Here is a 20,640-nt window from a genome sequence, read left to right as displayed (position 1 = left end):
ATTTTGTCTTGTGGGCTTGTGGTTACTTTGTAGGAATATCTTAGATGACAAGCCTTTCTAAACTACAACAACGTTTTCTAGATATCGCGACCGACGTCCGTCTTTCTCCAAAACAGAAGTCGAGTTTTTTAGCTTTAGAGGCGGAAGCGTGCATTCCTTACATGACCGTATCTCCATCACTGAGACAAGCAATGGATGAAGGCATCATCTGCGATATGTTTGAAGGTCATGCACCGTTTAAACCTCGCTATGTGTTGCCTGATTACGCTAAATTTCTATCGCAAGGCTCAGACTATTTAGAGTTGTCTCCGGCTGATGATTTCGATGATGCGTTGAACATGCTGACCATCATTTACCATCATGTTCCTTCGGTAACGAACATTCCGGTTTACTTAGGCCAGTTAGATGATGTCTTGTTGCCTTACATAGGCGACCTAACAGAGAGCCAGATTTACAAAAAGTTAAAACATTTTTGGATCATGCTGGATCGCACATTGCCAGATGCGTTTATGCATGTGAATGTCGGACCGACAGACAACATTATTTGTCGCACTGTTTTAAAAGTAGATGCGGAGCTCAAGCAGATCGCACCGAATCTCACCTTTATGTACGATGAGACAGTTACACCTGATGATTTACTTCGTCAAGCGACACAGAACATTTGTGAATGCAGTAAACCGCATATCGCCAATTACCCAATGCACGCGAAAGCCTACAACGGCTCACGCTTTGGTGTTGTAAGTTGCTACAACTCGCTTCCATTAGCAGGTGGCTCGAACACATTGGTGCGAATGAATTTAAAAGAAGTTGCAAAACGAGCATCAGACTGTAACGACTTCTTAAACAGTGCGTTGCCTTCTTACCATCGATTAATGGTCGAGCTCATAAACGCAAGAAGCACGCACTTGCATGAAAAATCGAACTTCTTTCAAGGCTTTTTGACGCAAGAAGGGTTGATAAAAGAGTCCTATTTCGCGCCAATGTATGGCGTTTACGGCATGGCCGAAGCGGTAAACCTTCTATTTGAAAAAGAAGGGCAAATAGGGCGATACGGAAAAAATGATCGAGCAAATACTTTTGCTCATGATGTTTCAGCAACACTGGCTAAACTGGTGGACTCAACCCCGGTGAAATATGGTTTAGATGGCAAAGCGCTCTTACATGCACAAGGCGGCATTAGCTTAGATCATGATGTTACGCCAGGTGTACGTCTGCCTTATGGTGCAGAGCCAGACCCTGTCACTTATGTACAAGCAACGGCGAAGCATCATCAGTATTATCGTGCGGGTATCAGCGATATTTTGACGATTGATGAAACGGTGAAATCTAACCCAGAAGCGATGTTCAATTTATGTAAAGGGGCACTAAATGCTGGTTATCGTGAGTTTACCGCGAATGTCACTTCAAATGACTTAATTCGCGTGACAGGCTACATGATCAAACTTTCAGATGTCGCGAAATATGATAAAGAAGGTTCGAGAACCAACACGACGTGTCTAGGTGCAGAAGCAGCAAAAAATACCAAAATTTTAGAACGCTCGCCACGTGTGGTGAGTCATGAAGTAACACCGACTTACACGCAGGCATAAGTTCGGTTTAGGAAAGAACAAGATGTCTAGACGAAGTGGAAGCCTTTTGGCAAAAGTCACTCGTATCCTTCCTTTCTCTTGTGTTGATGGGCCAGGAAATCGTCTAGTCATCTTTCTACAGGGTTGTAACTATCAGTGTTTGAACTGCCACAATCCTCACACGATAAACCATTGTAATCATTGTGGTGAGTGTGTGAGTGAATGTTCAGCAGGCGCATTGAAGTTCGACGAAAACAACAACGTTGTTTGGCTTAAAGAGGAGTGCACCCACTGCGATCATTGTATAGAGATATGTCAGAACCAATCTAATCCAAAAATTACTGACTACTCTGTAGTAACAATGCTCGATTTGATACGCAAGCATCGCTTTTTCATCAGTGGTGTTACAGTATCCGGTGGGGAATCTACCTTACAACTTCCTTTCATTATTGAGCTGTTTAAAGGGATAAAACAAGATCCTGAATTACGGCACCTCTCTTGTTTCATCGACAGTAACGGTTCTTTAGCGGTTGCTGGTTGGCAGCGTATTCTACCTTTTCTGGATGGCGCAATGATCGATTTGAAAGCGTGGCAGACGGAGACGCATCAGTGGCTAACTGGGCGTGATAATCATCGTGTATTTAAAACCCTTCAGTACCTTGTTGAGCACGAAAAATTGTACGAGGTCCGCTTACTGCATATTCCCCAAAAAGTGATTTAGATATAGAAATCGTAGCAATTGGACGTTACTTGAGTACTCTTCCTGAATCGGTGCTTATCCGTTTAAATGCCTTTCAGCATCACGGAGTAGTGGGGGAGGCGTTAACTTGGGATATGTGCTCTCATCATGATATCGAACGCTTAAAATCAGAGCTTCGATGCTACGTGAGTAACCCTATCACAGTGCCGACAGTACTTACGTAGTACCGTTGTTTATCTATGCTTACGCATCACAGGCATCTAACATGGCGCAGGCGTCGAGTAATTGTTGCTGTAACCATTTTAAAGCGGGATCGTTTAAGCTCGCTTTGTTCCAAACGAGGCTGTAGGCTACCTGTCCGTAATCGAATGGAAGAGCTTGTTCAACCAAACCTTTTGCTTGCATTGCCGCTCTTGCCCAAAGCTTGGAGCATGTGAACAAGTAATCCGAGTGCTGACACATCACCGCAGCTGAACCAAAGTCGGCTACACGCATGGCCAAGTTTCGTTTTGAATGCCTTTGGGTGAGATTTTGCTCAAAATAAGGTTGTGACAGATCTTTATCATGAATACCGATGTGTCTTGCACAAAGGTAACTTTCAACAGATAAGGGTTGCTCAGCGAGTGGGTTCGATGCTCTCATTAAGCAAACCATTTCGTCTTTCAAAATGGTTTTCCAGACCAAGTCTTTATTTTGTGTGGGTGGTTGGCTGAGATCGTGAGGAAGCAACAAAAAATCTACTTGACCTCTTGCTAATGCATCGAAGCTCATTTCCTCTTTCGCATGGACATTCAAGTGCGCGTGGTTACTCAGTTGTTGGGACAGATGCTGTAGAACTGGCGCAAAGAGCTCAAACGAACTTTCACGCATTGCTAATGAAAAACTACCTTGATAGTAAGCCGGATTAAAAGAGCCTTGATGTAATAACCCATTCATACTGGAGAGTATGCCATGGATTGACGGGCCTATATGCAGCGCAAATGCTGTCGGCACTAAGCGAGTGCCATCACGGTAAAAAAGGTCATCCTTTAGCGTTTCGCGTAACTGTCCGAGCGTTTTACTGACGCTCGATGGTGTTACACACAAGCGTTCTGCCGCAAGTGTGACGCTGTGAGTGGTTAACAACATATGTAAAACAGTTAGATGTTTAAGGCTTATACGCGAAAGAGCAATGTAGTCCATAAATAGCATGGTTTCTTATGATTTTTGGCAGTATATCAGCATGAAACAAATTTTTACTATTGTTTATCTCGGAAATACACCTGTTTCTCTTTGAGCTCAATGAATTTAATGGGTTGCATAAGGATTGATGGTGCTTATAAGTCTAGAAATTTATCTTAGTTTTGTTGGACTTTAATGCTTTCATTTATTCAATTCTAAAGCTTCTATGTAATTTTAATCAATTTGGAGGAGTTGATTGATTTGTACACGAATTAAACTTGTTCCTTGTTAATTAAAATAGATATTGTTTTGTTGATTGTTTGGTGATTTACTCATGATCCCTCAGTAACAAAGGTATAAATAATTAATGGACGACCCCTTTAGTCGACAAAACCCTTCACCATATGTCTTCTTATTATTGGAGACATGCTCATGCTAGAACTTTTTATGCAACCAGAAGCTTGGGCTATTTTCGCCACTTTGTTTGCGCTTGAAGTTGTCTTAGGCGTTGATAACGTCGTTTTTATCTCTGTCTTATGTGAAAGACTGCCGCTGCACCAACGTAAGCTGGCAAGAAACCTTGGTATTGGTCTTGCTGTTATTGCTCGTATTGGTTTAGTGTTTTCAATTTCTTGGATCATGCAATTGACTCAACCGCTATTTTCTTTGGCGAACCAAGCGTTTACCGGAAGAGACGTCATCATGATTGCGGGTGGTGCATTCCTCTTGGCTAAAAGCCTGAAAGAGTTGTGGAGTTGGTTAAATCACAACGAGTCTGCTCACTCAACTCACGCCCGTACTGGTTTAGCGGTAGTTCTGTTGCAGATTGTTGCCGTGGATGCTGTATTCTCGATGGACTCGGTGATAACCGCCGTTGGTTTGACAAGTGATGTCCCACTTATGGTCGCAGCGATTGTTTCTTCTGCTATCGTGATGGTCATGACAGCAGAAAAAATCAATAACCTGGTGTCGTGTTACCCTGGTTTTAAGACACTTGCTTTGTTATTCCTCGTTTTGTTAGGTGGTTTATTGATAGCAGAAGGCTTCGAAATTCATATCAACAAAGGTTATGTGTATTTTGCGATGGCATTCGGCTTAATTCTGGAACTTTGTCATATCCAGTTAAAAAACAAACAACGCCCGACTATTAAACGTCTTAGTCCGTTGCGAGTTCATCCAACCAGATTAGAAGCTCGTCAATAATAAAAGATATTGCCGCTCATATGAGCGGCATTTTTATATTCGTCATCACCTATTTTTACTCTCTTTTTATTTTGTTGTCGTTTCGACAAAAAATCGCATTTGTTGTGGGGTTGAAGATTTTTTATATAGACCGCCCAACTAATATGAGTGAACGACAATAATGGATAAAATGATCGATGCGTTAGCAACCCATGGCTACTACATCTGGGATGATTTTCTTTCTGAACAAGAAGTGGCTCAATTACGAGACTGCATTCCAAGTAACTGGAAAAAAGCGCGTATTGGTCGTAATGATGATGTGACACGTATCGAGTCAATTCGAAGTGACAAAATTCAATGGTTATCGCCCAATATGGGGCACGCGGTTACTTCTTACTTAGATAAGATGGAAGAAATACGCCAAGAAGTGAACCGTCACTTGTTTCTGGGGCTTTTTGAGTATGAAGCTCACTTTGCCAAGTACGAGGAAGGGGATTTCTACCAAAAGCATCTAGATTGTTTTAAGGGCAATGAAAACCGTCGATTGACAACCGTTTTTTACATGAACGAATCTTGGACGGAAAAGGATGCAGGTGAATTGGTGGTTTACGATCTAAATGATAATAAGATAGCAACCATCCCTCCTCAATCGGGACGCTTACTTTTATTCTTATCTGAGCAATTCCCGCATGAGGTTTTACCGACCAATGCTGAGCGTTTCAGTATTGCAGGTTGGTTCAGAATCAATGGTGTGCGAGACAATGTACTTGATATTGCAAAATGATTGGTTTGCAACCTGCAAAAAATCAGCAAAGGGCGTAGATACGCCCTTTATCGATTAAACATTAGTTGATAGCTCGTAACACTCGGTCATGTTTCGCTCTAGCACTGCATAGACGTCAGAACAAAGTTCTTGTTTAGCGACTTGCTCGCCCATAATCGCGGCGATTTGTGCTTGAGCCATTCGTCCTCGGTAGGGACGGTCCTGAGACAGAGCTTGAAAAACATCGGCAACCGCGACAATACGCGATGGTACATCGAGTTCGTCTCCTGTTTTATGATAAGGATAGCCAGAACCGTCCAAACGCTCGTGATGATTAGAGGCCCACTCCGCTATTTTAGCGTTGGGAAACACTTTGTGTAATGCGAGCTGAGTATCAATTGTATGGCGTTTAATACGCGTATACTCTTGTTTATTAAGAGAACCTTCTTTATGAAGAATCTCATCTGGTGTTTTTAACTTTCCGATATCATGCACCAACCCAGCAATAAATAACATCTCTTGGTCGTGCTCACAGAGCCCAAGCTTGATGGCTAGATACCGAGATAACTCCGCCACTTTTTGCGAATGTTGATAAGTAAATGGGCTTTTTGCGTCAACAATTCGAGCGATAAATATTCCCAAACTATTCATATCTTGGATGGTGAGCTGTTTTTGAAGCCAATCAATGCTTTTAAAGTTTAATCCGATGGTTTCTATATTTTCAGACTCCATCGCGAACCAAAATGCGTCGGTCATAACGAGCTTAACCATTGCCTTAGCCATGTCTGGATTAAACAAAGTTCCAGCGTTTGCCATGATGCATTCTGCAATTAGTTCTTCATGAAGTGTGACAATGTCACAGTGGCAGTTCATGACGTATTTGGAACGCATAAAATCGAGACGGTCGGCTAAATAGAGTAGGGCAGCGACCTCTTTTTCAAAAGGCGGTAAATCAAGATATTTTAGTTCACTCCAATGTGTATGGTGGTAAAGAACAGGTGTAGCAAACTGACGTAACAAACGACACTGCTTGAGGCTTCGGTATCCTCTTAAGCAATGTGTTTTTACATCTTGTGGCACCAACTCCTCAAGTAACATTTTATGTTCTTGTGTTTCGGAGACCCCACAATCGTGGATCATCCCTGCGAAGTAGCAAAACTCCGCTTTTTCTGGTTCCCAGTTCATGACCCGAGCACATTGGTAAGCGATGTAAGCGACACGGTGGCTATGGTGCGTATCATCAACACCTACATAGTCGAGTGCTCGAGCAACCCAGATAAGTGCTTGTTTCAGATCGACTTCAAAGCCCATGTCCGTATGGGAATGGCAAGAATGATTCATGGTTTATACCGACATTGCTAATTAGCCCACGCTAAACCCAAATCAGAAGGTGATAGGAAAAATTGGGTACGACAGCGAATAGACCCCAAAAAGGTGGGCGTTTAGACATAGTTTTGATTATGGGCGGGATAATAATCCTAGTTGCATAATAATATCACCTGAAGCTCATGGTTAAGAGTCAGATATTTGAACTAAGTATAAGTTTTGAAAGATTATTGTTGCTCTTGTTGACTTATTTGAAAACGACAATAAATCATGATGTAACACATTCTTATTTTTATTTTTGTAAATCGTGTTCGGGCTTAACCAGAGACACACGGTATTGATGTGTGATTAACAGAATTCATATTGTTGCTTTTGAAGGCAAAAAATAAGAGGACTTCTTCGAGGCTTGCTCTGTAACTAACAGAGTAATAGGGAAAGCAGCTTGTTAACTACATGACAATAGAGCGTCGTTGAAAACATTTTCTCTGTAGCTCATGTCGTTGAAAACATTTTCTCTGTAGCTCATGTCGTTGAGGAAAGATAATAAAATGGTACGGTTTCCCAGCGATGCTAGCCCTTTTAGTGAGATAAGTTTATTGAAAATGTGTGATTGCAAAGTAAGCATAGGTAGTAAAAGTAGCTAGAATGATAGCTCTAAATGAAAAGGATTTCGTATGTTGAAGCATCGTTTATATCGGACTTACACCGCAGGGTTAAAAATAGCAGCCCTTATCCTTCCTATGCCGAGACCAACCTTGTTTTCCGGCCCTGGTTCGATGAATGAGCTATTAGAATCGATGACCGAGCTGGGATTTAAACGCGTCTTGTTAGTTACCGACGAAGGGTTAGTCCAAGTCGGTATTGTAGATAAGGTGCTTGAGGCAGCAGCACAACTCGATTTACAGTTAGATGTTTTCTCGCAAGTTAAGCCCGATCCTACCTATGATCAGGTTGAGAGCGGTCTAGAGGCTTATCATCGTTTTCATTGTGAGGGCATATTAGCTTTGGGTGGCGGCTCTGCAATGGATTGTGCAAAAGTCATCGCTGCGAAAGTTACCAATAAACGGCCAATAAAAAAATTAGCTGGACTATTGAAGGTATGGCGAATGCCAGCGCCGCTTTTTGCTATTCCAACAACGGCTGGAACCGGAAGTGAAGTTACTATCGCTGCGGTCGTGTCAGATCCCTCCTCACACATTAAAACACCTTTAATGGATCCAAAGTTGGTGCCACTAATGGCAGCTGTAGATGCGAATTTAATGATTGGTTTACCTCCTAAGATCACGGCTGATACTGGCGTTGATGCATTAACCCACGCTATTGAGGCCTATGTATCGAAAAACGCTACTCAAGAAACGATGGCTTATTCGGTTGCCGCTATTAAACTCATTTTTAAATATCTTCCTAGGGCTGTGATGCAAGGGGATGATGTCGAAGCTCGGCATAAAATGGCTATGGCATCCTATTACGCGGGTTTAGCATTTACCAAAGCGAGTTTGGGTTATGTTCATGCCTTTGCTCACACATTCGGTGCGAGATATGGAATACCTCATGGTATGGCAAACGGATTAGCCTTGTTGCCTGTGCTGCGCTTTTCATTATCAGAGATTGAGCCTCAACTAAGAAAGCTCGATGAGTTGACGGCCGAGGGGCAGTTAGGTAACGCAAGTGCTCAGCATTTTTTGGCGAATCTGGAGTCCTTGTTTTCAACTATTGATATTGAGCAAACCAGTGCGCTCATTCAACGTGAAGATGCTGATGCGCTTGTTGATTTAATTCTGAAAGAGGCGCACTGGAATTACCCTGTTCCCAAGTTCATGAACAGGGAAGAATGCACACAGTTATTGTTAAATATCAGTAAGGTGTAAATTATAGTTTACATGTGTGGTTTTTTATCCTTACACTTTGCTTGATCTTCTGCTAAAGATCCTACAATATCGACGGCAATACAAATATGGTGTTGGTTTCGGTCCGCCGTTGCCCGATCTAATACTGATAATTTCTAATAAAGTGTAAAGATTAATATACAATGAGTCGTTCTAAAGTATTCGGTAGTACGCTAATTATTGCGGGCACTACAATAGGCGCTGGTATGCTAGCGCTTCCACTTGCCTCTGCCGGCATTGGTTTTTCAACTTCTATTATCATCATGCTAGGCTTATGGGCTCTGATGGCTTTCACTGCCTTGCTTATGCTTGAGCTTCATCAACATGCGGAGAGTAGTGCTACACTTCATACTTTGGCGAAACAGATCCTAGGTCAAAAAGGCAAGTGGGTGGCAAGTTTTGCGATGTTGTTTCTTTTCTACTCATTATGTGCAGCGTATATCGCTGGCGGTGGTGCTCAGTTCGGAGACCGCCTTGCACAATGGTTTGACCTCGATATTTCAGGGCCTACATCAACGATAATCTTTACCTTGATTGTGACTTTAGTTGTGACAGTGGGTACCGGTACGGTCGATAAAGTAAACCGAGTCCTGTTCGCGATGAAGCTCATTGCGATGGTTGCGGTGCTTTCTTTTCTTGCTCCAAACGTTACGGAATCTTACTTGTTAAGTATGCCAATCGAACAAGGCCTTGTTGTAGCGGCGATTCCGGTGATCTTTACTTCGTTTGGTTTCCACGGAAGTATACCTGCAATTGTGAATTACTTAGACGGTGACACTTCTTCTTTACGCAAAGCCGTTATTATTGGTTCGACGATTCCACTCGTTATTTATATCTTTTGGCAAATCGTGACGTTGGGTGTGGTTAGCCAAAGTACGCTTGTTGAGAACGGAGGGTTGAGCGCACTGATTGGTCAACTATCTCAGACAGTACACCAATCAAATTTGGGTAGCATTGTTGGTGTGTTTGCTGACTTGGCATTGTTGACATCGTTCCTTGGCGTGAGTTTGGGTCTATTCGAATTTTTGGGTGATACCATCAAAGGAACTAACGATAAGCCTAATCGTTTGATTGCGGCACTAGTGACGTTTACTCCACCGCTAGGCTTCGCACTTTTCTATCCTCAAGGCTTTATTATGGCTTTGGGCTATGCAGCGATTGCCTTAGCGATTTTAGCCATCTTTTTGCCTTTGGTTATGGTGATCAAGGTTCGTAAATCGGATGATTTTACTGGGGAGTACCGCGTCGCTGGTGGTCAAGGTGCGCTAGTGATAACGGGCATCGCTGGCACTGGCATCGTATTCGCTCAGGTGTTAATTACGCTGGGTGTGCTTCCTGCTCTAGGCTAGTTGTTTAGAACGTTCTTTGAATAACCTCTAGTTACTGAATCCATCGTAATCAATCTGTATTGTTAGGCCAACGAGTTTCGCTCGTTGGCTTTTTTAATCTGGATCAAATTACCGTAAGATATCCGGTGAAAAAATTGGTAGAAATGTGCTTTTATTTCGTACACTTAAGTTGTGGTATATCGATAATTTAAGTGGAGAAAACCGCTCAAAATACCATTGAATTTGCAACACAATGAGCTTTTCTTGTTTCTCTGCTTTGGTGTGGAGGTGAAGCATGGCGCACCGGAGTTTTTACCCGTTTGCAAAACCGCTTAACGAGCAACTGCAAACGCTAAAAGGCAGGATGCAGGCGCACTTGCCATGTATTGATAGGGTGTCATTTGCAAAATATCACCCAGACCAAGATGTGCTCAAATCATTTGCAGAAAGTGAGTTTGACACTTGGTGTTTAGCCCATCACGAATCAGCATTCCGTAAACTCCACCACCTCAATATTGCCTCTAAAAACGCGGTTCCTCGTATCGTCGAAGACCTTCATGATATTAATCACTGTCCTCGGGTTCAAATTTTACTCAAACACGGATATCAGTCGTCGGCTGCTATTCCTTGTTATGACAACAAAGCTTTTACTGGTTTTGTATTTTTGAACTCCACTCAACGTGATGCGTTTAGTTTAGAAGCGCTGAATGGTCTTAAACCTTATTTCGAAATGATTCGATTTGCGGTTGAATCAGAGACTCAAGTAGTCAATGCGATAGAAACGCTAGCGAACCGAATGCAATGTATGATGCCAGGCTATTCACCTGAGTATTACGCGCATACCAAACGCATGAAGTACTACAGTCAAATTATCGCAACGCAGTTAGCGGATCGTTATCACCTGAATGACGAAATGGTCGAAGATATTGGTATTTTTGCTCAGTTCCATGCGCTCGGTGATAGTCAGCTGCCAGTTGAAATTGCTAGCCGCCGAACAAATTACTCTCAAGAACAAGAGGCGATATTGATTCAACATATTGAGCGTTGTATCGATTCAGCGGATGACATAGTTGCCCGTATCGGAAATCCGGTTCACCCGAGTGTGACTTTGTTTTTGCAGATGGTTACTTATCAGTACGAAAACTTAAATGGCACTGGTTATCCTTATGGTTTAACCAATGATGATATACCAATCGCCGCGCAAATTACGGCTGTCGCGAATGCCTTTGATTTTATGACAACGCACCATCCGTACAGACAAGCGTGGTCCATCCCATACGCATTGTTAGAACTTGAAAAATGGGTATATCAGGGATGGTTATCTCGAGAATGTGTTGATGCTCTGCGAGAGCATCAAGGTTATATAAAGCAAATCATCCACAAATATCCCGAGCACTATACAGGCTTGGGGTTAATGTGAAGAGCAGTAACAAAGTTGAAATATTGACGAGGAGGAATATTTAAACAATACTGTTTTTATATACAGTAACAAGTTTGGAGGTGAAGTATGTTGTGGGAAACCCTTGAAAGAGTAAACCGCTTACGCCAACAAGCACTTGCAAATCCTGAGTTTGTTGAGTCAGCAAAAGAGCACGAACAAGCACTTCAGGAGCAAGAATACCATTATCAAACTAAGAAAAAGCGTTCAGCCAAAGACAAACAAGGTAAAAAGTCGCTGGCCGATATCTATAAAGAAGTAGAGTTTGGCGCTGACGCTCGTCATTAATGTATTCACTGCGGCATTTTTCATTTCTTCATACGCTGCAGTATTCGTTCAAATTTATTCGAGAGCAGTGTGAGACCGCTGCTCTCGTTGACCTGCCTATAATTTACTAATGAAGTTCAGCTGAGCAAATTATCACTAACACTTAGCAATTCTCTCAATGATCTTGTTGATGTAATGATAATGACAACGGTTTGCATTTGTATCTTTGTTGTTATATAAAACCTCCCTTATTAATCGTTCTGTTGAATAAGAACGGCAAACGTGATCAACGAATGAGAGCTTTGAATAACTGTTATTCGTAAATGGCTATTAGGTGAAGTAGGGATGTTGGAAGCTAAAGCACTCCAGTTTGAGATTGAAGGCAAGTCATTGCTAAAAGCGTTTGATGTGACATTTGAACCCGGAAAAACATACGCCCTTGTTGGACACAATGGTTCAGGAAAATCCACATTGTTAAAGTTGCTGGCACAGCAACAGCAATACACAGCTGGTGACGTGGTTCTGCATGGAACGAGCATTAACGATCTCTCAGCGAAAAAATTCGCCCAACACATTGCCTACTTGCCTCAGCATCTTCCGGTGACCGACAGTATTTTAGGTCGAGATTTAGTCGGTTTTGGTCGTTATCCATGGCATGGTTTACTTGGACGTTTGAGTAAGAAAGATCACGACATTGTTGAAGAAGCAATGGCGATGACAGGCACACTAAAATACGCAGATCGCTTAGTGGACACGTTATCTGGAGGAGAGCGTCAACGTGTGTGGCTAGCTATGCTGTTAGCCCAAAAAACCGAGTATTTGCTTCTTGATGAGCCTTTGTCTGCGCTAGATATCAGCCATCAAGTCGATATGTTGAAGCTTATCTCTAAACTCAGTCAAGAACTGGGCTTGGGCGTTATCATCGTATTACACGACATCAACTTGGCTGCACGATTTTGCGACTACATCGTTGCATTACATCAAGGTGATTTGATTGCACAAGGCAATGTTGAACAGGTGTTTACTGAACCTAAGTTGAGGGACATATATGGGATAGAGATGATGATCTCTGACCACCCTGCGGGTTATCCGGTGGCGATGCCAAGCTAAAGGTTGGAATAATGAGCAGTACAAACACTCGACTTAAACATTTCTCTTTCGCTCTCTCACTTAGTGCGCTTTTGGTCAGTTCTTTTCAAGCACTAGCTGACGCATCACCTCGGGTGATGTCGGTTGATTGGACACAAACTGAAACGATGTTGGCTTTAGGGGTCGTACCTGTAGGCGTTGCTCAAGGGCAAGATTACGATGCTTGGGTAAAATCGCCACCGTTACCACCTCAAACGAAGGATGTAGGGTTAAGAACTCAACCCAATATAGAGCGCATTTACGAGCTCAGACCTGATCGTATTTTTATTGCCCCGTACTTTTCCTCAATGAAGCATCGCTTAGTTGATATCGCCCCGGTTACCACCATTGACTTATATGAAAGCGGAATTACGGATTGGTCGGTACTTACCAGTTTCACTCGGAGGTTTGGTGAAGAGCTGGGAAGAGAGGCGGAAGCAGAGGCGCTTATCCAACAATATGAAAAACGTTTGTCTTTATTAAAACAGCGTATAAATAAAGGCCAGCCGCCACTTCTAATGATTCAGTTTATGGATACAAAGCACGTACGTGTTTTTGGTCAAAATAGTCTTTACTCCCAGGCTATCGAAAAGATTGGGCTGAGTAATGCATGGAATGAAAAGACGAATAGCTGGGGCTTCAGCCTAGTTGGCATCGACAAGTTAGCTGGCATAAAAGCTCAAATCGTTATCGTAGAGCCATTACCTTATGGTGGAGCGGAGCAGCTCTCTCAAGACCCATTTTGGCAATATGTTGTTCAACAATCTGGTGAAAAGGTCATGCAAGTCGCGCCCGTTTGGAGTTTTGGTTCTATGCCTTCAGCCCTCCGTTTCGCAGAGTTAGTTACGGCGAGTAAGGTCGAGGAGTTAACACAATGAAAACGATGCCTTTAAGCTTTGTGGTGTTACTTTCGGCATTTACCTTTTCTATTGGTGCTTTCCAATTGTACCAAGTAAGCTCATTTTCGTTAGCTCTAAGCAGTTTATGGGAGCCTAACTTTCAATCTATCGATTCTGTTTTACTTCACTTTAGCTGGTGGCCTCGAGTCTTCACCACGATTATATCTGGTGCTGGATTAGCGGTTGCTGGGGTATTGATGCAGCAAGTGCTGCGTAACCCTCTCGCTTCACCCACGACACTTGGTGTGGCGAGCGGTTCAAGTTTTGCTTTGATGTTAGCTACGCTATTCGCACCTTGGATGTTGGATATCGCGCCTAATTTGGTTGCTCTCATCGGCGGTGTGATATCGATGGGGTTGGTGATGCTGTTGTCATGGCGACGAGCGTTATCTCCAACGGTTGTCGTCGTTTCTGGGTTAGTGATAAACCTGTACTTTGCATCATTAAGTACGGTTATTCTGATGATGAATACCGAAAAGCTGAATGGGTTAATGATATGGGGAGCCGGTTCGCTTGTTCAGAGTGGATGGGGAGATTTCTCGTATCTTGCCCCTCGAATCGCACTTGCTACGGTCGTTGCATTTGTGATTGCAAAGCCGTTAAGTCTGTTGGAACTCTCCGAGCAAGGTGCCAAGAGTTTAGGTGTCTCGCTAGCTAAGTTGCGTTTTGTCTGTCTTGGGCTTGCGGTGTTAATCACTTCTTGGGTGGTTTCTGCCGTAGGAATCATCGGTTTCATCGGGTTAGCGGCGCCAGCGATTACTCGATTGATAGGTATCAATAAAATCCAGCATAAGCTTTGGGTATCAATGCTGATTGGTGCCATGTTATTGACTTTAACCGATTTGGTTATTCAGCAACTGCCGGGGCTAATGGCGAGTTTTATACCAACGGGAGCAGCAACCGCTGCACTGGGCGCTCCGCTACTGTTATGGCTGTTACCTCGCTTATCACAAAAGACGCAGGGCCATACTCAAACAGTGTTAACTCGACATCGTGAACATGTTTACAAGCTAAACCCTAAAGCGATCTCATTGGCGTTGATCGGCACGTTAATTTCTGTTGTTCTTTTTGCCACGGTTGCTGTGCAAAATGAAGGGTGGGCAAACTTATTTGCTAGCCAAAATTGGATTTTTTTGGAGTGGCGCGCACCTAGATTATTTGCAGCAGCAATTGCGGGGGCAATGTTAGCGATTGCTGGAACCATGATTCAACGCCTAAGTGGAAACCCAATGGCAAGTCCTGAAGTGATCGGTATCAGTTCAGGGACAGCGATGGGATTGATCATCGCGATGTTTACTGGGTTTGGTTCGTCAATTTTCACTCTTTCTCTAGGCGGGCTCGTAGGTGCATTAGCGACGGTATTAGTCATTGTGCTGCTAAACCGTAAGTCAGGCTTTCAGCCGGAGCGTATTTTATTGACTGGTATTGCGATAACCGCACTGATGAATGCAATACAGAGCTTTATTCTAGCCACTGGTGACCCAAGAAGTTATCAAGCATTGGCTTGGTTGTCTGGGTCTACCTACTATGTCTCGGTTGAAACGTTACTCCCATTGTCTTTATCTGCGCTTGTCTTTATAGGGTTGAGTTTTCTCTGCGTAAGATGGCTAGATATTCTTCCTGTCGGTGCCGCTTCCTCTAAAGCACTTGGAATTCGAGTTGATCGTTCACGCGCAATACTGCTTCTTTTAGTTGCTTGTCTCACGGTCAGTGCGACATTGGTTGTTGGCCCGATTAGCTTTGTTGGGTTGTTGGCTCCGCATTTAGCTCGCTTATTTGGTTTTAACAAAGCGTCACAACACATGTTATGCGCCGCGATACTGGGGGCAGGGGTGATGTTGTTGGCTGATTGGTTGGGACGACAGGTCCTTTACCCGCAAGAAATACCAACAGGGCTTATGGCCTCTCTCATTGGCGGTTTGTATTTAATGTGGGGTTTACGCCGCTTATAGAGATGAGCTAAGCCTCAACCAAGAAAGTACTTATACAAATAAGCACTCGTAGTGGCATTCGGAACCTATGCGAGTGCTTTATGCAAAACCTCTGGTTTGTCTTTTACGGAAACAACTGGCGATGCCGTAACTCGCTTTTCTTTCAGCGGTCGCTGAATTCACGAAGGGTTGGTTTGGCTGCCGACAAAAAGGAGAAGAATATGACTCGGCAGTTTATGCTGACACCAACGTCAATGGCGATTGTATTAGCTTTATCAACGCCAAATGTCTTGGCTCAGGAAGATGAAAATATAGTTGTGATTGGACAGCAGCAAGACAGTGCAGTTGGTCCTGATTTTAGTTATCTTGGAGCGAAGAGTCGGGCAGCGACAAAAACTGATATTGCCATCAATGAGACTCCAAGAGCGGTGTCTGTTGTTACGCGAGAGCAAATGGATGATCGTGCCTCTATTAGCGTTTCTGACGCGCTACAGTACACACCAAGCATTCAAACTAACTATTTTGGCGAAGATAACAAGCAAGATTGGTTTATTATTCGTGGTTTTAAACAAGCGAACAGCGGGTTGTATCAAGATGGTACCCGTTTATATTCTTCTGGCTTCTATAGTTGGCAAATAGATCCGTTTGCGTTAGAGAGGGTTGAAGTTTTACGTGGTGCAGCGTCTGTTCTTTATGGGCAAAACCCTCCAGGTGGGGTTATCAATGTTGTCAGTAAGCGACCTCAATTTGATGGGGGGTCAGGACTTGTATCTTTGGAGTACGGTTCTGAAGACCGTAAACAACTTTCTCTTGACGTAAACTCTGAGGTGAGTGAGCAGCTAGCTTTCCGCTTTCAAGGGTTAGCGAGAAAAAATGGGACAAGAATTAGTGGGGTAGAAGCAGAGCGCATTCTTCTCTCTCCATCGATGACGTACAAATTTAATGAGATGTCTGAAATTACCTTTCTAACGAGCTATCAAAAAGACGACTCAGATCCTTATCTGCAATTTTTGCCAGTTGAAGGAACGTTAACGCCAAACAAAAATGGAAAGATCAGTGATAGTTTAGCGATAGGCAATCCTAACTGGGAGACGTTTGAGCGTGAGCAGGTGTCTTTAGGCTATGAGTTTTCTCATGCATTTAATGATACCACTTCATTTGTTCAAGCAGCTCGTTACAGCGAAATGGATGTTAAGCTAAGACAAATGTATTCGTACGTTTACTCGGCTGACGTGCCTGCGTTGGGGCCGGCTTTGGACCCATCAAATGAACGCAAAACCATACTTCGGGGTGCTTCAACAGAAGATGGGTCATCTGATGCTTTTAATATCGATAATCGTTTGATGCACCAAGTAAATTGGGGAAGTGTTGAGCATAACTTGATGTTGGGCATAGATTTTCAAATGATCAGTATCGATGGTAAAGATTTTGCCAATGACCCTATCGTTGCTAATGGTAGTGCATTATTAAACACACCAATGGGAGCTTTGCCCGATCCTAGGTTTAATGTATTTAATCCTACTTATTCGGATAACATAATGTTACTCGATCCGAATACGCTACAACCATTGAGCGAAACCGATAAGCAAAGAACGAAAATCGATAATCAGCAGCTCGGCGTCTACTTTCAAGATCATATGCTGATCAACGATAAATGGGCGATGTTATTGGGCGCACGTTACGACGATACAAGTAATGAAGTACATAATGTTACCACGGGTGCTCGCACGAAAGTCGATAATGGAGAGTGGACGTTTAGCGTGGGAACGGCTTATATTTCTGATTCTGGCTTCACGCCATACTTTAGTTACTCTCAGTACTTTGATCCAATTATTCAAGAAGACAGCAATGGTAAGCCAGCGAAGCCTGAAAGCGGTGATCAATTTGAAATCGGTATGAAATACCAACCGGATTCGTTTGATGGTTATTTCAATATTGCAACGTATCGGGCAACAAAAGAAAACTTGGCTCGTATCTACTTGAGTGAATTAACGCAAATAGGAAAAATAGAAAATAACGGCGTTGAGTTTGAAGCTGTAGCTAATGTGACACCATCCTTAACATTGATCGGGAACATTGCGTACGTTGATGCAGAGATAAAAGAAGACATCAATAAGGCATGGGTTGGCAAAACACCTTCCCAAGTGGCTAATACCGTATCATCAGCTTGGGCACATTATCGTTTCTTTGATGGACCTCTTGATGGCTTTGCTGTTGGCTTAGGCGCGCGCTATACAGGTGAGTCATACGGAGACAACGAAGAGAGACTAAAAGTACCAAGTTATTTCTTAATGGATGCGACGGTCAGTTATCGAATCGGCGATTACAAGCTACAAGTCGCAGCTAAAAACATCGCGGATAAAAAGTACATAGCGACATGTGATGGCTTTTGTTGGTATGGCGACCGACAAAATGTTATTGCAAGTTTAACTTACGACTGGTGAGTTAACGTATAAATAAACACCCCTAACTTTAAGGGTGTTTATTTAGAAATCGGCTTTACGGACAAAGTGCGGGTTTTTGTACTTTTTCTGCGGACCAAACGATGATACGACAAGTTTGTTCCATAATGTTTTGTCAAACTCACCCTTTGGAATCGAAGGGTAGAGGGTTTCCTCTTCTTCTCTTGCAAAATTCATATATTGTTTCTTTTTAATTTGATTGTACTTTTTGGCGATCTGGTTATGTTTTCTTACCCATTCCAGCTTGTAATTGTGGAGCACTTTTTCACCATCTTCGAGACTCATTCGAGATAGGAACAGTCGCTTGTATGAGACCTTTCTGTCCAGCATTGTGCGCATAACGGTTTGGATATATTTACCGTGATGCGTAATGGTAATGTCGTTTTCATCAATAGGAGTGACACACCAGCCTTTAGGTAAAAAGTCTGGCTTCTTAAATTGCTTATTACGCTCCATTAGCGCCTGATGTAAAACTAAATCAGAGGTGCCGCGGAACGTCTTTTGCCATTTACCGATACGAATTTGAATCGAACCAGGCAAGCGATAGATGTTAGTAAACTTATCTTTGTCCATGGACTTGTGTCATGAGATTAATGTGCATAATTAGAAAGCGGAATTCGGCCCAATGCCACAGGCAGTAGACTTAAGTACCGTACGATTTTACAACGACCTTGCGTGATATAGCGAGGGGTTATGTCAATAATAGGTAAGAAATAGAAAATTAGTTCACATTATGAAGAAATTGGAAGCTAACAAGGCTAAATTTTGAAGTTACACCAATTATGCCCATACCAACTAAATAAAAAGAAGGCACGGGCATAAAATCACACCGCTTCTTCGAGTTGCTTGGTGTCTTCTTCAATCTGTTGTAGATGTCGGTTTGCTTGCTGTAACTGATACATTTGAGCATAACGACCATTTTGCGTTAAGAGTGCTTTGTGTGTGCCTTTCTCGACTAACTCCCCATGATGAAGAACAATGATTTGGTCTGCATCTAGGATAGTTGAAAGCCGATGAGCAATAACAACGAGCGTCATGTCTTGTCTGAGTACCGCCAAGCTCTTTTGGATTAAAGCCTCTGTTCCTGAGTCAATATTTGCGGTTGCTTCATCTAATATCAATATCTTAGGTTTTACCACAAGCACACGTGCTAACGCCAAAAGCTGTTTCTGACCTGCAGATAAATTAGTTTCGCCTTGACCTAATTGCGTGTCTAGCCCGTTAGGGTAACGATGAATTTGTTCTGCCAAACCTACCTTGTCTAACGCATCCCATATTTGATTGTCATCAACCGCCCGACTGAGAGAGATGTTTTCTCTGACTGAAGCAGGGAGAATATGTGGATCTTGTTGAACCATTGCCACATCTTTGCGAAGTACGTCTTTCCCTAATGTTTTAAGTGGACGACTATCTATGAGCAGTTCACCACATTGCGTTGGATAAAAGCCCATTAACAGTGACGCTAATGTGCTTTTACCGCTTCCTGTATGCCCGACAAGCGCGATAAAGTCTTGGTGGTTGGCCTTCAACGAAATGTCTTTTAGGACGTCCTGTTTACCATCGTAGCTAAATGTGAGGTCTTTAAGTTCGATAGCACCTGACCTTAATGGTTGATGATCGTCCCCGTAAGTTTGTTCTTTCGCGTCAATCAATTCAAAAACACGTTCGCTTGACACTAACGCCTGCTGAAGTAGAGCAAGTTGCTGAGTCATCTCAATTAGTGGTTCAGTAACTCGCGCAAGATAACTGATAAATGCATACAGTACCCCCACACCAATCAACTCAATACCATTAAAACCAAAGATCGCAACCAAGCAAAGCAACGCAAGACCAGCGAGTAAGTCCATTAATGGTCTTAGCAGATAGCCGTTTAGCCGAATCACTCGTTTAGATGCCACCAGATGCTCTGCGGTTAGCTCGTTGAACTGTTTATTAAAACGCTCTTCTTGTTGCATTAATTGAATGACACTCATCCCTTGAATGGATTCACTCAGATTCGCATTTATATCGGTCAATAGGTCACGCATCTTTCGGTAGCTTTCTGTACTTAGCTGCTTAAACAAGTACATAAAGCCGATGACGATCGGCAGCAATACAAGCACAACGAGTGTGAGCTTCCAGCTCATGAAAAACATAACGCCAAGCATTACGACAATCATGACCACGTTTTTCACCACGGTCGCGATCAAAAGCTCATAAAATTGCTGTAAAGATTCCGTATCGTTGGTGATTCGCGACACCAATTTTCCAGCAGGAGTGTAATCAAACGCAGATAACGGCTGCTTAATCACGCCAGAAAATACTTGCTTACGAATCGCTTTGATCGTGTTAGCCGCGACAATGCTAAATTGCAATGACTGAAAATACTGGAATGTTGCCGATACGATCTGAAGAGCGATATAACCTACTGCTAGCGAAATCAGAACACTTTGTGAATAGTCACCTTTAGCGATGTGCTCATCAATGAAATATTGAATCAACCAAGGGCCGCCGGCGCTAGCTAACGCTGCAATAAACAGCAAGGCGAGTCCTTTAATCATTGGCTTTGGTTGAGATAATGGGTAAGACATTAACCGTTTAAACGTGCTGGTCTGGTTCATT

At 42.9% G+C, this 20,640-nt stretch carries 15 protein-coding genes and 1 pseudogene; 12 read left to right on the top strand and 4 right to left on the bottom strand.

The genetic code is table 11. From position 1 onward, the window contains the following. Nucleotides 1-44 precede the first annotated feature (44 nt). Together KI742_RS09750 and KI742_RS09745 are read left to right on the top strand one after the other, a co-directional pair. Complete coding sequence (locus KI742_RS09750; RefSeq protein ID WP_213901120.1) at nt 45-1,589, top strand: YjjI family glycine radical enzyme; 1,545 nt, start codon at nt 45-47, stop codon at nt 1,587-1,589. A gap of 22 nt (nt 1,590-1,611) precedes the next feature. Next, nucleotides 1,612-2,492: pseudogene (locus KI742_RS09745) on the top strand (YjjW family glycine radical enzyme activase). A 19-nt stretch (nt 2,493-2,511) separates the two neighbouring features. Here KI742_RS09745 and KI742_RS09740 read toward each other — a convergent pair. Next, a complete protein-coding gene (locus KI742_RS09740; protein WP_005377737.1) occupies nt 2,512-3,450 on the bottom strand; it encodes a LysR family transcriptional regulator in 939 nt (312 codons plus the stop codon). Between the two features lie 411 nt (nt 3,451-3,861). Between KI742_RS09740 and KI742_RS09735 the strand changes: the two genes are divergently transcribed. Further along, the gene (locus tag KI742_RS09735; protein ID WP_262658925.1) at nt 3,862-4,632 is read left to right on the top strand and encodes a TerC family protein; all 771 of its coding nucleotides are present in this window, start codon (nt 3,862-3,864) and stop codon (nt 4,630-4,632) included. Between the two features lie 160 nt (nt 4,633-4,792). Continuing rightward, on the top strand, nt 4,793-5,395 hold the full coding sequence (locus KI742_RS09730; RefSeq protein ID WP_005377733.1) for a 2OG-Fe(II) oxygenase: 603 nt from the start codon (nt 4,793-4,795) through the stop codon (nt 5,393-5,395). Nucleotides 5,396-5,449: 54 nt separating this feature from the next. Here KI742_RS09730 and KI742_RS09725 read toward each other — a convergent pair whose 3' ends face one another. Beyond that, on the bottom strand, nt 5,450-6,715 hold the full coding sequence (locus KI742_RS09725) for an HD domain-containing phosphohydrolase (RefSeq protein ID WP_262658924.1): 1,266 nt from the start codon (nt 6,713-6,715) through the stop codon (nt 5,450-5,452). 659 nt (nt 6,716-7,374) lie between these two features. Here KI742_RS09725 and KI742_RS09720 point away from each other — a divergent pair. The 8 genes from KI742_RS09720 to KI742_RS09685 all read left to right on the top strand — a co-directional run bounded on the left by KI742_RS09720 (nt 7,375) and on the right by KI742_RS09685 (nt 18,021). Next, nucleotides 7,375-8,568, top strand: coding sequence for an iron-containing alcohol dehydrogenase (locus tag KI742_RS09720; protein WP_248487578.1), 1,194 nt, complete (start codon nt 7,375-7,377; stop codon nt 8,566-8,568). 161 nt (nt 8,569-8,729) lie between these two features. Further along, nucleotides 8,730-9,935 carry an aromatic amino acid transport family protein gene (locus KI742_RS09715; protein ID WP_248487580.1) on the top strand — a complete coding sequence of 402 codons (1,206 nt, stop codon included), beginning with the start codon at nt 8,730-8,732 and terminating at the stop codon, nt 9,933-9,935. A gap of 274 nt (nt 9,936-10,209) precedes the next feature. Continuing rightward, the gene (locus KI742_RS09710) at nt 10,210-11,334 is read left to right on the top strand and encodes an HD-GYP domain-containing protein (RefSeq protein ID WP_054574122.1); all 1,125 of its coding nucleotides are present in this window, start codon (nt 10,210-10,212) and stop codon (nt 11,332-11,334) included. A gap of 87 nt (nt 11,335-11,421) precedes the next feature. After that, entirely contained in the window at nt 11,422-11,640 is a 219-nt protein-coding gene (locus KI742_RS09705) for a hypothetical protein (RefSeq protein WP_005377723.1), read from the top strand. A gap of 324 nt (nt 11,641-11,964) precedes the next feature. Further along, entirely contained in the window at nt 11,965-12,729 is a 765-nt protein-coding gene (locus KI742_RS09700) for an ABC transporter ATP-binding protein (RefSeq protein WP_005389081.1), read from the top strand. Nucleotides 12,730-12,740: 11 nt separating this feature from the next. Further along, nucleotides 12,741-13,625 carry an iron-siderophore ABC transporter substrate-binding protein gene (locus KI742_RS09695; RefSeq protein ID WP_005377718.1) on the top strand — a complete coding sequence of 295 codons (885 nt, stop codon included), beginning with the start codon at nt 12,741-12,743 and terminating at the stop codon, nt 13,623-13,625. Then, entirely contained in the window at nt 13,622-15,598 is a 1,977-nt protein-coding gene (gene fhuB, locus KI742_RS09690; protein ID WP_005377716.1) for a Fe(3+)-hydroxamate ABC transporter permease FhuB, read from the top strand. The genes KI742_RS09695 and fhuB overlap by 4 nt, the downstream gene beginning before the upstream one ends. A 200-nt stretch (nt 15,599-15,798) precedes the next feature. Next, nucleotides 15,799-18,021 carry a TonB-dependent siderophore receptor gene (locus KI742_RS09685; RefSeq protein WP_262596313.1) on the top strand — a complete coding sequence of 741 codons (2,223 nt, stop codon included), beginning with the start codon at nt 15,799-15,801 and terminating at the stop codon, nt 18,019-18,021. Between the two features lie 42 nt (nt 18,022-18,063). Here the strand turns inward: KI742_RS09685 and KI742_RS09680 are convergent, their stop codons facing one another. Continuing rightward, on the bottom strand, nt 18,064-18,612 hold the full coding sequence (locus tag KI742_RS09680) for a hypothetical protein (RefSeq protein WP_005377712.1): 549 nt from the start codon (nt 18,610-18,612) through the stop codon (nt 18,064-18,066). A 251-nt stretch (nt 18,613-18,863) separates the two neighbouring features. Then, nucleotides 18,864-20,639 carry an ABC transporter transmembrane domain-containing protein gene (locus tag KI742_RS09675; protein WP_005377709.1) on the bottom strand — a complete coding sequence of 592 codons (1,776 nt, stop codon included), beginning with the start codon at nt 20,637-20,639 and terminating at the stop codon, nt 18,864-18,866. Nucleotide 20,640 lies beyond the last annotated feature (1 nt).

It is taken from the genome of Vibrio sp. D417a (assembly GCF_030248595.1).
GTDB lineage: Bacteria > Pseudomonadota > Gammaproteobacteria > Enterobacterales > Vibrionaceae > Vibrio > Vibrio alginolyticus.
This window is presented reverse-complemented; position numbering and strand designations above follow the sequence as displayed.

Excerpts from the sequence above, each read along its gene's own strand:
- KI742_RS09730 (WP_005377733.1), top strand. The coding sequence starts at position 4,793 with ATGGATAAAATGATCGATGCGTTAGCAACCCATGGCTACTACATCTGG.
- KI742_RS09735 (WP_262658925.1), top strand. The coding sequence starts at position 3,862 with ATGCTAGAACTTTTTATGCAACCAGAAGCTTGGGCTATTTTCGCCACT.
- KI742_RS09680 (WP_005377712.1), bottom strand. The coding sequence starts at position 18,612 with ATGGACAAAGATAAGTTTACTAACATCTATCGCTTGCCTGGTTCGATT.
- KI742_RS09700 (WP_005389081.1), top strand. The coding sequence starts at position 11,965 with ATGTTGGAAGCTAAAGCACTCCAGTTTGAGATTGAAGGCAAGTCATTG.
- fhuB (WP_005377716.1), top strand. The coding sequence starts at position 13,622 with ATGAAAACGATGCCTTTAAGCTTTGTGGTGTTACTTTCGGCATTTACC.
- KI742_RS09675 (WP_005377709.1), bottom strand. The coding sequence starts at position 20,639 with ATGAACCAGACCAGCACGTTTAAACGGTTAATGTCTTACCCATTATCT.
- KI742_RS09715 (WP_248487580.1), top strand. The coding sequence starts at position 8,730 with ATGAGTCGTTCTAAAGTATTCGGTAGTACGCTAATTATTGCGGGCACT.
- KI742_RS09710 (WP_054574122.1), top strand. The coding sequence starts at position 10,210 with ATGGCGCACCGGAGTTTTTACCCGTTTGCAAAACCGCTTAACGAGCAA.
- KI742_RS09705 (WP_005377723.1), top strand. The coding sequence starts at position 11,422 with ATGTTGTGGGAAACCCTTGAAAGAGTAAACCGCTTACGCCAACAAGCA.
- KI742_RS09750 (WP_213901120.1), top strand. The coding sequence starts at position 45 with ATGACAAGCCTTTCTAAACTACAACAACGTTTTCTAGATATCGCGACC.
- KI742_RS09725 (WP_262658924.1), bottom strand. The coding sequence starts at position 6,715 with ATGAATCATTCTTGCCATTCCCATACGGACATGGGCTTTGAAGTCGAT.
- KI742_RS09720 (WP_248487578.1), top strand. The coding sequence starts at position 7,375 with ATGTTGAAGCATCGTTTATATCGGACTTACACCGCAGGGTTAAAAATA.
- KI742_RS09695 (WP_005377718.1), top strand. The coding sequence starts at position 12,741 with ATGAGCAGTACAAACACTCGACTTAAACATTTCTCTTTCGCTCTCTCA.
- KI742_RS09685 (WP_262596313.1), top strand. The coding sequence starts at position 15,799 with ATGACTCGGCAGTTTATGCTGACACCAACGTCAATGGCGATTGTATTA.
- KI742_RS09740 (WP_005377737.1), bottom strand. The coding sequence starts at position 3,450 with ATGGACTACATTGCTCTTTCGCGTATAAGCCTTAAACATCTAACTGTT.